The organism is Pedobacter nutrimenti, assembly GCF_032678445.1.
In the GTDB taxonomy this organism is placed as follows: Bacteria; Bacteroidota; Bacteroidia; order Sphingobacteriales; family Sphingobacteriaceae; genus Pedobacter; species Pedobacter nutrimenti_A.
In genome coordinates, this window is record NZ_JAVTSQ010000005.1 from 467,436 (window position 1) to 480,104 (window position 12,669).

Below are 12,669 nucleotides of genomic sequence, written 5' to 3' on the forward strand. Positions count from 1 at the left end.
CTATTTTATCTGAGTATACCAATCCAGTATTTATTCTGGGCAAGGTCTTTATTATCTACAAACAGGGCCCGGTTTATTGGCCATTTCCAACCCTCGCCGTCAAATCTGGCTTGAGAAAAACGGTCTGAACCAATATAATCCACTACTCTTTTATTGCGTACCATATCATACCAGGTATGTCCTTCGCAAAACAACTCTCTGAAGGTTTCTTCGAAAATTTCTGTTTTCAGGTCGTTATCACCACCTTCGGCAAAGTCTGGTAAGTTCGATCTCCTTTTCACATCATTCAGATCTGCAGCGGCTGCACTGTTGTTGTGCAACAGTTCATTACATTCAGCCCTCAGCAATTTCATTTCGGCCAATCTGAACACACTGATGTTACAGTCAATAACTGCTCCGGCTTGGTTATTCTGATCAAGATATTGGAGGTTTTGTTTGTTCTTTCCAATGTATTTGGTCAGGACAATATCATCAGATTTGGACCTGTCAAAATAATAATTATAGCGCGCATCCTGAGGATCCGTGAACATAGCATTAATTACATCGCTGTCAAAAATGGTCGACTTTGTTTGCTTTGCGATATAAGGAACGCCCAGGGTATATTTGTAAAAACCGCCATTGATTTGATATTCATTTTGTGCATAGCTGGTATTGATCTCAAAAATCCCTTCAACAGATCTTCCCTTAAACAATTGATCAAAATTGGCTGCAGGAACAAGCTGATAATTACCGGAATTGGTAATCGAATCTATGGCCGCAACGGCGTTGCTGAGCAACTTGGTGTCCTGTTCTTTGGTTACAAAGTATTTCCACCTGTTTACGTGGGCAAGCAAGGCAAATGCAGCCCCTTTATCGGCTCTAATCGCATGATCAGCACCCGTGTTCCATTTGAGTAAAGCAGAAGCTTTTTTCATATCTGCCGCGCAGGAATCTAATACGACAGCTTCTGGTGAACGCTGGATATTCTTAGCAGAAACCGGGTCTGGATCATATTTCAAAACCAGAGGCAAATCGCCCCAGATCCTGACCATATAGAAATAAGTATAAGCCCGGATAAAATAAGCTTCTCCCAGTATTGCCTTTTTATTTGCAGCACTTTTAAATACATTGTCTGGCATCTTCCCTACTTTTTCCAAAACCGTATTGGCCATATTTATGGTTTCATAATAAGGCTTCCAGCTTTGAAAATCGTCCAGGTAATCGCCGGCAAAATCATTCACATTCAAGCCGGTTCCATAGTACTGATCTCCTTTGACCAGGAAATTAAGCGCGTAATCACCACCTTCTTTCAAAACACCGGCCGTAAAATCTGCATAGGCAAAACTCGACATGTTGGAGGGACCAAGAGTTTGTGATTGGCGTAAGAAAGAATAAGCTCCCATTAAGCCAGAGGTGGCATCACTTTCTGTTTTCCAGTACACCGCATCATATACGGATCCTTCTGGTTTTAGATCAGTTATTTTCTTGCAGGAATACAAACCTGCACAAAGCATTCCTCCTAAAAGGACAATACTTATTATTTTATATTTTGATAAAATCATGATCGTTGTTCTAAATGATAACTTATGACATCCAGCCGTTTAAAATGAGGCCTGCAGACCAATGGTATATTTTCTTGGAACAGGGTAACCGTCGCCTGTATAAATCCCAAGTTCATTTACGGCTTCCACATCAGGTAATGTTGATTTTTGGAAAGAATACACATTATCAACAATTGCGTAGACTTGTAAACGTTTCATCTTAAATTTCTGCAGCATTTTTGCCGGAAAATTATAGGCCAGGTTGATGTATTTAATCTTGGCATAAGATCCGTTTTCCATGTAAGCTGAAGAGAAATTATTAAACTGATAATAATAATCCCCATATGGATTTAAATCCGCGTATTGGGCCACATCACCCGGCTTACGCCAAATTGGAAGTTTATCCAGATTGATCAGGCCGGTATTGGGAAAACTACCCAATTGCTTATATTGATCAAGTAAACTGGAAATATAAGTATTATACACCTCGCGTCCCAATACAAATGTGGTATAGACTTCTAATGAAAAGTTCTTAAAGGTAAAGGTATTGCTCAAACCTCCGGTAATACGGGGGTTAGGATTGCCCACCCTTACTTTATCAAAATGGTCCCATACGTCATAGTCAAAATTCTGATCTATCCAGCGATAGGAACCTGGTTTTGCTGTTTGTGAACCTTCCCAATAGGTAATCAGGTTTCCTGTACGGGGGTCAAAAGGAATATCTGCCTCGGTAGAGTATACGCCAGCCGATTTCACCAGGAAGAATTCATAGATTGGCCTTCCCTTAGTCAGGATAAAGGTGGTCCCTGTATTTCCGTCGGTAACCATGATATCCCTGTTTCCGTTGGGAAGAGAAGCTACCTGGTTTTTGTTGAAGGACATAATCAATCTCGGGTTCCACTGAAATTTACTATCTGGGCTAAATACACGTCCGGAAACATTAACATCAAGTCCCAGGTTCCGTACTGACACCGCATTGGTTTTAACTTTTTCATATCCCCCGGTAACTGGCAGGTTCAAATCAAAGAAAGTATTGGAAGTTCCCCGGTTGTATGCATCAACAGAAAAAGAAAGACGGCCCTTAAAAAGGTCTGCATCAATACCAATATTAGACTGAATTGAACGTTCCCAGGTGAGATTGTCCTGCGTAATCGAGCTCGGATTATAGGTTACCACATTGATCCCATTATAGGTATTGGTTGTAGGGGAACCATTATAACTTCCTTGATTCTGGGACCTTAAAGCGTTAAACGGCAAATAATAATCGCTAGGTAGATTACCTGACACTCCATAACTCCCCCTTACCTTCAAAGAAGTTAACCAGTTCTCTGTAGGTTTCATGAAGGGCTCTTCTGTTACTACCCAGCCTGCAGATACGGCAGGAAAACGGGCCCACCTATAATTTTTACCGAAACGGGATGATGCGTCTGTACGAAAACTGGCAGAAAACAGGTATTTTTCTTTGTAATCATAACTTAACCTTCCAAAAAAAGACAGCAATCCCGCAGATTCAGTACTGGAACCTGTAATCAGATTTCCATTCGGGTCATTTAACACATAATTCTTTGGATCGATACCCTGAACGGTAGAAATCACATTGTTGCCCTGCCCTACTCCTCCAATACCTGAATAAGCCCTGGTATTGTAATTGATCGTATTACCAACCAATGCATTAAAATGATGGTCTTCATGTAGGGAAGTTTTATAAGAAAGGAGGTTATCGATATTGAAATTATCAAAATTGGTTCTGGATGACTGCACATAGAAATTATTGTTGGCGTCCAATATACTTGGCCTGAACACATCCCTGCTTCCCCGGCTCGATTGCAGAGAGCCTTGTGTAGAAAAATGGAATTTTTTGCTGATGTCATAATCCAGACTTATACTGGCTGTAATGTCATCGTTGATGTTTTTATCTTTAGCGGCCTCCAGTTGCCCTGTAAAATTCTGCATATCGCTATCGCTGATGTACAATAAGGAGGTAGGAAAGGTTCCTGCGCTGATTGGCAATGGATTTTCCCATGGAGCCTGTCCACGACCCCGGGCACGATCACCCCTGGATAACCTAAAGATCGCATCCAGTTTCAAACGAGGGGTTAATTGTGCGCCCATAGACCCGGACATGGTGTATCTCTTAAATCCAGTTCCTTTAATAATTCCACCTTCGTCGTAATAATTGCCACTGAAGCGATAGTTGACGTTTTCGGTTCCGCCGGAAGCAGAGAGATCGTAATTTTGGATAATCCCCGTTTGAAAAAATATTCCCTGCCAATCGTTAGCATTGTTAAATGCAGGGTTTAAACTATCTGTCAGGATCTGAGGATACAATCTCTGCTGATCGTAATTTGCATATTTGTTCAGATAGTTCACTTTATAACGCCGCTCTTCTGCGCCAATAATATACTCCTGCATTTTACCATGTTTGGATATCCCGGTATAAGCATTGACATTAATGTTTGGTTTGCCTGCTTTTCCCCGTTTGGTTTTAATGATCACTACACCATTGGCGCCTCTGGACCCATAGATGGCTGCTGCGGCTGCATCCTTTAATACATCAATGGCTTCAATATCATTAGGATTAAGTCCGGCAAAAAAGTTGGTTCCCGTAACATCACCAAATGAACTCACATCCTCGGTAGAAATCGGAATTCCATCGATCACAAATAAAGGGCTGCTTAATGCACGGGCTGCATTCACTGTTCTGCTGATATTGGAATTTCCCCGGACCACAAATGTTGGCGTACCACCTGGCTCACCCGAAAAACTCTGCACATTTAAGCCGGAAACCCTTCCTTGTAAAAGTTTATCAAATGTTGGTGAAGGCAGATTTTCCAGGTCGGCTGCTTTAACGGTAGATACGGCTGCAGTAGATGTTTTTCTGGAAACAGACTGGTAGCCGATCACGACCACATCATTCAGGGAATTATCAACTGCCTTTAATTTAACATGAATTTCGGTCTGACCAGAAATTTCAACGTCTTTAGGTTCATAGCCAATATAGGAAAAATGCAGGGTGCCGGTTGCAGGCACATCAATACTAAAATTCCCGTTATTGTCTGTACTTACGCCTTTGTTACTGCCTTTTAATTTAACAGATACGCCTGGAAGCCCCAGGCCATCATCTGAACCTTTAACTGTTCCCTTAATCTTCTTCTGAGCAAAGACAGCTCCGGAAAATAAGAGCAATAAGGAGATAATAAAGAATTGTTTTTTATAAAAATTCCTCATACTTTTTTTTTAAAAAAAATTAATAATCGATTAGTAAGATCAATACGATTCCATTTGCACAACAATTTTCGCTGCTGTAACAAAAAAAAGAAACGCCTTTAAGGTCTGGGGTTAACTAGATCCGCTGTTTTTCATTTGTTGCCTTGGTTAGTGGTTGGTGAAACAATAGTTTTGTTAGGGACCATGCGGTATACATGGCCGAGTCCATTTATGTAATGGATATGTTACTACCTAAGTTATTACTATTGAAATGTCATTTAACATTTTTTAACAACACAAACGTTTGCATTATTTAAATAATTTTATAATGAAAAAAAATTAAATCCAATCAAAGAAACATACAATTAGCCTGTTCTCCCAACCATCAAACTACATTATAAAGCAAAACAGCAAGAAAATCTGTATGGGAAAGAAATTTATTATCCTTTAAATACACTTCTGAACAAAGAATTAAATAAAGTTACGCAAACGTTTGTTTAAAACACATAAACCCGTTTTGACCATACAGAGCCCCTTTCAATGGTTAGAATATTACACCTACAACTCATCAAACAGGCTTCCAGCCATGCTATAAACCCTCCAGGTCAAAAAAAGTATTTCAACTTAAGCAAACTGACAATGATTATACGTTGATTCTGTTTTTATCGTTTGGAAATACTATTTTTGAACAATGTATGTTATCAAAGTAAAAGGCATTGCCAAAATTCCGGATTATGTGCAATTAAGAGATGAGAAATTCACTTTACTGGCATACTTCAGGGTTGACAGGCCGGATAAGTCCCTGGATAAACTGGGTCTTGGCGACAAGTTGCCTTACATTATGAATATAATTAAAGATTTGCCTTTTGGACAGATCGCCAAACTAGATATTTAAGCATGACAGGAAACGCAGTTATAAATTTAAAGAATGTAGATGTTTTTCAACAAAAACACCTGGTTTTATCTAATGTGAACTTAAACGTTGATAAAGGTGAGTTTGTGTTTTTGATTGGACAGACGGGTTCGGGTAAAAGTAGTTTACTGAAGATCATTTATGGTGACCTTCACATTGGCAATGGAGAAGGACAAGTTGCGGGTTTTGATCTGAAAAACCTTGCAGAAAGAGATGTTCCCTACCTGAGAAGAAAACTTGGGATTGTTTTCCAGGATTTCCAGCTGCTTACGGACAGAACCATTGAAAAGAACCTGGAATTTGTGTTAAAGTCTACAGGCTGGACCGACAAGAGCCTGATTCAGGAACGTATTAAGGACGTACTTGATAAAGTAGGTTTGCGCTCCAAGATCAAAAAAATGCCTCATGAAATCTCCGGAGGTGAGCAGCAGCGTATTGTGATTGCCCGGGCTTTATTAAACAACCCGGAGATCATTCTGGCAGATGAACCTACAGGAAACCTTGATCCGGACACTTCTGAAGAGATTGTGATGCTCCTGAAGCAAATCAGCCAGAGTGGTACGGCCGTATTAATGGCTACCCATGATTATCACATCATCCGTACCCTGCCTTCCAGAATCATAAAATGCGAGGGTGGAATCGTGCATGAGGATGCCACAATAGCTTAATATTTCTGACAAAAAATTCCTTTTTCAGCCATTCTGTACAGTACATTTCGAATTAAACTGACAGCATGGCTGAAATATCCTATTGGCAAAGCTTTTGAGTTTACCACCAAAAATTCTACTATACCATGTTTAGCAAGAAGAAGAACAACGATAACGAAAATCCAATCGCGAATAAAGCTGCTGAAGAGCAGTTGAACAGCGAGCTGTCTAACGAAGAAAACAATACCGCCGGTGAAGCTGCTGCAGAACCTGTTGCTGAACTTTCAGCAGAAGAAAAACTGAAGGAGGAGAATGCCGCACTAAATGACAAATATCTGCGCTTATTTGCAGAGTTTGATAACTTTAAACGCCGTACACAAAAGGAACGTGTAGAACTTTTACAAACTGCGGGCAAAGATGTAGTGATTTCTTTATTACCTGTACTGGATGATTTCGACCGTGCAAACAAGGCGATGGAAAATGCGTCTGACGTTGCGGCAGTTCGGGAGGGTGTGCAGCTGGTACACAGTAAATTAAAAAGTATTCTGGCACAAAAAGGTTTAAAGGAAATGGAAAGCATCAACACGCCTTTCGATACCGATAACCATGAGGCCATCACGAAGATCCCTGCACCTAATGAGGAGATGAAAGGGAAAGTTATAGATGAGTTAGAAAAAGGCTATACTTTAAATGACAAAGTAATTCGCTTTGCCAAAGTAGTAGTGGGTAGTTAATATTATGAGCAAGAGAGATTATTATGATGTGCTTGGGGTGAGTAAAAGCACCTCTACCGAAGAGATAAAAAAGGCTTACCGTAAGCTGGCCATTAAATATCACCCGGATAAAAATCCGGATGATAAAGCTGCTGAAGACAAATTTAAGGAAGCGGCAGAGGCTTACGAGGTTTTAAGTAATCCGGAGAAAAAACAACGTTATGATCATTATGGTCATGCCGGTGTAGGTGGTGCATCTGGTGGCGGCGGCTACGGAGGCGGCGGCATGAACATGGAAGATATTTTCAGCCAGTTTGGTGATATCTTTGGTGGCGGCGGCAGTCCTTTCGAAAGCTTCTTTGGTGGTGGCGGTGGCCAGTCACGTGGAGGAAGACGGGTTGCTAAAGGCTCTAATTTAAGAATTAAAGTTAAACTGACCTTGGAGGAAATTGCCAATGGTGCAGAGAAAAAAATAAAAGTCAACAAACAGGTTACTTGTAAAACTTGCGATGGAAGTGGTGCTAAAGACCGTTCATCTGTGAGCACTTGTAAAACTTGCGGTGGCAGTGGTTCGGTGCGCAGGGTGACCAATACTATATTGGGCCAGATGCAGACCACTTCTACCTGCCCTACCTGTAATGGTTCTGGTTCTCAGATCACGTCTAAATGTACGTCCTGCCATGGCGAGGGTACAGTTCGTGGTGAAGAGACGATTACGATCAATATCCCTGCTGGTGTAAGTGATGGTATGCAACTCAGCATGAGCGGCAAAGGGAATGCAGCGCCTAATGGTGGTATTCCTGGCGATTTGATCATTCTGATTGAGGAATTGCCTCATGAGACTTTGAAACGTGAGGGGAATAACGTGGTTTATGATCTTCATGTGAGTATTGTGGATGCGGCTTTGGGTTACAGTGCTGAGGTTCCAACCATTGATGGTAAAGCGAAGATCAAGATTGAACCGGGTACGCAAAGTGGTAAATTGCTTCGTTTGAAGGGTAAGGGTATTCCTGAAATTAATTCGTATCATCGTGGTGATGAGATCATTCATGTGAACATCTGGACGCCAAAGGCGTTGAGCACTGAGGAAAGGGCGCTTCTAGAGAAATTGAGGGAGTCGCCGAATTTTAAGCCTCAGCCGGGTAAGAATGATAAGAGCTTCTTTGAGAAGATGAAAGAATATTTTGAATAACAGATTAGTTTTTTTTAGGAAGAGCCGCTTACGCGGCTTTTTTTATGGTTGAAGCTTTTGAAAAACCAATGTACTCTTCGGAGACTACGCTTTCTACGCAGTTGCTGCGCAGACTGCTTCGAAAGCTGAGGTCTCCTCTAAGTAACATTGATTTTTCCTGGGCGCTTAACTGGGGGGATATCCAGGCATGGCGCATAGCTGGATATACTTCTTAACATTTTTTTATTTCTTGACTAATTTTCTGTTTTTGCTTATTACGTATACCTGGCTTTTCTCCCGGCTAAGCTCTATACCAATATTCGCCATGCCTGGTCCTCTTCCTGACTAAACCCTATAGCAGTTAAACCCACTCATATCAATATACACCATACCAGGTTTTTCTCCCTGCTAAGCTCTATACCAATATTTGCCATGCCTGGTTCTTTTCCTGGCTAAACCCTATACCAGTTGAACTAACTCCATATCAATATACGCCATGCTTGGTTCTGCGCCATGCTTGGTTCTGCGCCATGCCTGGTTCTCCTCCCTCCTAAGCTCCCAGGAAAAATCAATGTTACTTAGAGGAGACCTCAGCTTTCGAAGCATGCCGCAAAGCGGCGCGCAGAAAGCGTAGTCTCCGAAGAGTACATTTATTTTTCAAAAGCTTATTTCATTTTTTATTGTAACGTTTTGCTATTTTACGTAACTAACTAAACAAAGAACCAGAAAAGCTAATTAAATTCACCTTATGCTCAGTGTAAACCATATTGTAAAACAATACGCCAGTCACCGCGCCCTGGATGACGTCAGTCTTACCGTAGAACAAGGCAAGATCTTTGGACTCCTTGGCCCTAACGGAGCTGGGAAAACCTCTTTAATCCGTATCATTACCCAAATTACCGCACCAGACAGCGGGGAGGTTATATTCAACGGGAAACGCTTAAATTCAGACCACATTGCACAGATTGGTTATTTACCGGAAGAACGTGGTTTGTACAAGAAAATGGAAATTGGAGAGCAAGTGCTCTACCTCGCTAAACTGAAAGGTCTGAGCACAGCAGAAGCCACCAAAAGGGTCAAGTACTGGTTTGAGAAACTGGATATGGGCAGCTGGTGGAACAAAAAAGTGGAGGATTTAAGTAAGGGGATGCAGCAGAAAGTACAGTTTGTGGCTACAGTGATGCATACACCGGAACTCATTATCCTGGACGAACCTTTTTCCGGATTTGATCCGGTGAATGCAGACATTATAAAAAATGAGATCCTGGAACTGAACAGACAAGGCTCTACATTCATCTTCTCTACCCACAGAATGGAATCTGTAGAAGAACTGTGTGACCATATTGCATTGATCCATCAATCTAAAAAGATCCTGGACGGCTCTGTAGAGGCGATCAAACAGGAATACCGCAACAATACCTATTGGGTGGAATATGAAGGAACACTTCAATCTGCAGAAACACCGTTTGATATCCGGGAAACAGAACAGCATAAAAACATGACCAGGATCAAAGTACAGCTTAAGCCCGGACAAACGGCCAATGAGCTATTGTCCGTGTTGCTGCCCCAGGTAGCCATCCACCGTTTGGATGAGGTGATTCCGACCATGAATGATATTTTTATTGAAAAGGTAAAACAAAAAAACTAAAGGCCATGAACAAGATTTTACTCATTATACAAAGAGAATATTTATCGAGGGTTAAGAAAAAGTCGTTTATTGTGATGACCCTGCTTACGCCAATCATCATTGCCGGTTTTTATGGCGTGGCGATTTACTTTTCCATTCAAGGCATTAGTGGCACCTCCAATAAAATTGCGGTTGTCAGCGAAAATAAAACACTTCTGGAAAAACTTCCTTCTTCAAAGAACAGAAATTATCAATATGTAGATCAGTCGCTTAAAGAGATGAAATCTTCTTTAAAAAATGGTAGCTATGATTACCTGTTGTATCTGCCTGATTTTGACCTGAACCATCCGGAAGGTATACAACTGCTGGGGAATAAACAGGCCGGATTGGCCTTGAGTAGTAAGATTTCAGATGATATAGAGGAATTGATCCGGAATCAGAAGTTAAAAACCTCTGGTATTGCACAGGAAGAACTGGATAAACTGAAGACCTCAGTAGATATAGATACCAAAAAGATCAGCGATACCGGTAAAGAGGAAGATTCCAGTGCTGGTGCCAGTACGATCATTGCTTATGTTTCAGGAATCTTAATGTTTATGTTCATTATGCTTTATGGCGTACAGGTAATGAGGGGCGTGATTGAGGAAAAGACGAACCGCATTATAGAGGTGATGATTTCTTCTGTGAAGCCTTTTCAGCTGATGATGGGGAAAATTATTGGAATTGCCCTGGTGGGTCTCACCCAATTTGTGTTATGGATCGTACTTACAGCATCTATCTCTACTGTAGCCATGAAGATGCTTGTTAACGACAAAGACCTCAAAGAAAGTGCCATGCAAGCCAGTGTGCAAGCTAAAAAAATGCCTTCTGCCCAGGTCGCAGCAGCCAATACGCCGGGAATAGGGAATATTCAAAAAAGCCTGGCCAACCTGGAACTGACCAAAATCATTTCTGTATTTATTTTCTTTTTTATCGGCGGTTATTTGTTTTACAGTGCACTTTACGCTGCCATTGGATCTGCAGTAGACAGTGAGACCGAAACCCAGCAGTTTATGTTTCCGGTCATGATGCCACTGCTCTTTGGCTATATCTTATCTTTAAGTGTAGTTACCAATGATCCTTACGGACCAATGGCCTTTTGGCTTTCTATCATCCCCTTCACCTCTCCTATTGCCATGATGGTCCGTTTGCCTTATGGTGTTCCGGACTGGCAGCTGATGCTGTCTATGGGCCTGATGGTGATCGGCTTTGTGGCAACAGTTTGGGTAGCTTCCAGGATTTACAGGGTTGGGATTTTAATGTATGGTAAAAAAGCAAGCTTCAAAGAGATGATCAAGTGGTTTGCCTATAAAAATTAATACATTTGTCCTTATAAAACACCCCTATGAGAGCAGCTGTAATAGATTTAGGAACCAATACTTTTCATTTGATTATTGCAGATCTTTCCGACAGGGTCAATGTGGTTTATAAAACCAATTCGCCGGTAAAACTGGGAGAAGGAAAGATCAACGAGAACATCATTATACCTGAAGCCTTCGAAAGAGGGCTTCAGACTTTAATATCCTTTGCAGGGGAGATCAAAAACCAACAGGTTGACATAGTCAGAGCAACGGCAACTTCAGCGGTGAGAAGTGCTGCAAATGGAGCCAATTTTGTTAAAGCGGCTAAATTGCGCGCCGGTATCGACATTGAAGTGATCAGCGGAGAAGAAGAGGCCGGTTATATTTTTAAGGGTGTACAGGCTACAGGCGTGATCGTTGAGCCCTCACTGATTATGGATATCGGGGGTGGCAGTACGGAATTTATCCTTTGTAATCCGGAACAGGTACTTTGGAAAAAAAGCTATAACATCGGTGCTGCACGCTTAATGCAGGCCTACTTTAAATCGGACCCGATCAGTGAAGCAGACCAGAGGACCATTCTTGACCACCTGGAAAATACACTAAGAGAACTAAAGGAGGCCTGTGCTGCTCATCAGCCTTTAACTTTAATTGGCTCGGCAGGTGCTTTTGAAACTTTTGCAACCTTATTATTAAAGGATGTGGAAGTTAAAAAGATGGCTTCCTGTACTTTGCCTATCGAAGCTTATAAAAAGCTTGCTGCAGAACTCATTGCCTCCACACATGAAGAAAGGGCCGGGATGAAAGGGCTTATTCCCTTGCGGGTAGATATGATCGTTCTGGCGGCTATACTCACGAACTATGTTATTGACGAAACCGGTCTGGAGAAGCTAAGCCTCTCCACCTATGACCTGAAAATGGGGGTACTGCAATCCTTGCTTCCGGTTAAATAGCCATAAGCGCAGTATACAATTTTTCCGTTGGCAAACCCATTACATTGGTATAAGACCCTATAATCTTTTCTACAGCAACCATTCCGATCCAATCCTGGATGCCATAGGCTCCTGCTTTATCAAATGGTTTATAGTTTTCAATATAGTAACGGATCTGTTCAGTACTTAATTCTCTGAAAGAGACTTCTGTAAGATCAAAAAAAGATAAAATTTCACCATTGTAAATCAGGCTTACTCCGGTATACACCTCGTGAACAGTGCCTGAAAGTTTAGTCAGCATTTGGTCGGCATGTTTAGCATCTTCAGGCTTGCCCATAATTTCACCTTCATAGGCCACTATCGTATCTGCGGTGATCACAATGCTGTCTGGTTCGTCTGCGAGAAAGGCCTTCGCTTTTTTCTCTGCAATATAGACTGCTATTTCAGCTGGGCTTAGCCCCTCCGGATAACTTTCATCTACATCTTTTAATATGACTTTAAAGTCAAGGTCCATTTGCTGGAGCAATTCCTGTCTTCGGGGAGATTTCGAAGCAAGGATAATGGGAAGCTGCTGTTTGTACATAGAGCGCTAAAATAAT

The 12,669-nt window shown here is 41.5% G+C and carries 11 protein-coding genes; 8 read left to right on the forward strand and 3 right to left on the reverse strand.

The window, feature by feature from the left end; all coding sequences use genetic code 11:
• Positions 1 to 5 precede the first annotated feature (5 nt).
• Positions 6 to 1,541: a RagB/SusD family nutrient uptake outer membrane protein gene (locus R2S08_RS11510; protein WP_316835313.1), complete on the reverse strand. Its 1,536-nt coding sequence runs from the start codon at positions 1,539 to 1,541 to the stop codon at positions 6 to 8.
• Between the two features lie 39 nt (positions 1,542 to 1,580).
• Entirely contained in the window at positions 1,581 to 4,748 is a 3,168-nt protein-coding gene (locus tag R2S08_RS11515) for a SusC/RagA family TonB-linked outer membrane protein (RefSeq protein ID WP_316835314.1), read from the reverse strand.
• 670 nt (positions 4,749 to 5,418) lie between these two features.
• Here R2S08_RS11515 and R2S08_RS11520 point away from each other — a divergent pair.
• The 8 genes from R2S08_RS11520 to R2S08_RS11555 all read left to right on the forward strand — a co-directional run bounded on the left by R2S08_RS11520 (position 5,419) and on the right by R2S08_RS11555 (position 12,091).
• Positions 5,419 to 5,622 carry a fructose-6-phosphate aldolase gene (locus R2S08_RS11520; protein ID WP_108553882.1) on the forward strand — a complete coding sequence of 68 codons (204 nt, stop codon included), beginning with the start codon at positions 5,419 to 5,421 and terminating at the stop codon, positions 5,620 to 5,622.
• Between the two features lie 2 nt (positions 5,623 to 5,624).
• Positions 5,625 to 6,308, forward strand: coding sequence for a cell division ATP-binding protein FtsE (locus R2S08_RS11525; RefSeq protein ID WP_316835315.1), 684 nt, complete (start codon positions 5,625 to 5,627; stop codon positions 6,306 to 6,308).
• 125 nt (positions 6,309 to 6,433) lie between these two features.
• Positions 6,434 to 7,021: a nucleotide exchange factor GrpE gene (locus tag R2S08_RS11530; RefSeq protein ID WP_316835316.1), complete on the forward strand. Its 588-nt coding sequence runs from the start codon at positions 6,434 to 6,436 to the stop codon at positions 7,019 to 7,021.
• Between the two features lie 4 nt (positions 7,022 to 7,025).
• The gene (gene dnaJ, locus R2S08_RS11535; protein ID WP_316835317.1) at positions 7,026 to 8,192 is read left to right on the forward strand and encodes a molecular chaperone DnaJ; all 1,167 of its coding nucleotides are present in this window, start codon (positions 7,026 to 7,028) and stop codon (positions 8,190 to 8,192) included.
• A gap of 68 nt (positions 8,193 to 8,260) precedes the next feature.
• A complete protein-coding gene (locus tag R2S08_RS11540; protein ID WP_316835318.1) occupies positions 8,261 to 8,407 on the forward strand; it encodes a hypothetical protein in 147 nt (48 codons plus the stop codon).
• Positions 8,408 to 8,919: 512 nt separating this feature from the next.
• Positions 8,920 to 9,819 carry an ABC transporter ATP-binding protein gene (locus R2S08_RS11545; RefSeq protein WP_108553524.1) on the forward strand — a complete coding sequence of 300 codons (900 nt, stop codon included), beginning with the start codon at positions 8,920 to 8,922 and terminating at the stop codon, positions 9,817 to 9,819.
• A gap of 5 nt (positions 9,820 to 9,824) precedes the next feature.
• Complete coding sequence (locus R2S08_RS11550; protein ID WP_316835319.1) at positions 9,825 to 11,156, forward strand: ABC transporter permease; 1,332 nt, start codon at positions 9,825 to 9,827, stop codon at positions 11,154 to 11,156.
• 26 nt (positions 11,157 to 11,182) lie between these two features.
• Entirely contained in the window at positions 11,183 to 12,091 is a 909-nt protein-coding gene (locus R2S08_RS11555) for an exopolyphosphatase (RefSeq protein ID WP_316835320.1), read from the forward strand.
• Here the strand turns inward: R2S08_RS11555 and R2S08_RS11560 are convergent.
• Entirely contained in the window at positions 12,084 to 12,653 is a 570-nt protein-coding gene (locus R2S08_RS11560) for a Maf family nucleotide pyrophosphatase (protein WP_316835321.1), read from the reverse strand. The two genes, R2S08_RS11555 and R2S08_RS11560, sit on opposite strands and share 8 nt — an antisense overlap.
• Positions 12,654 to 12,669 lie beyond the last annotated feature (16 nt).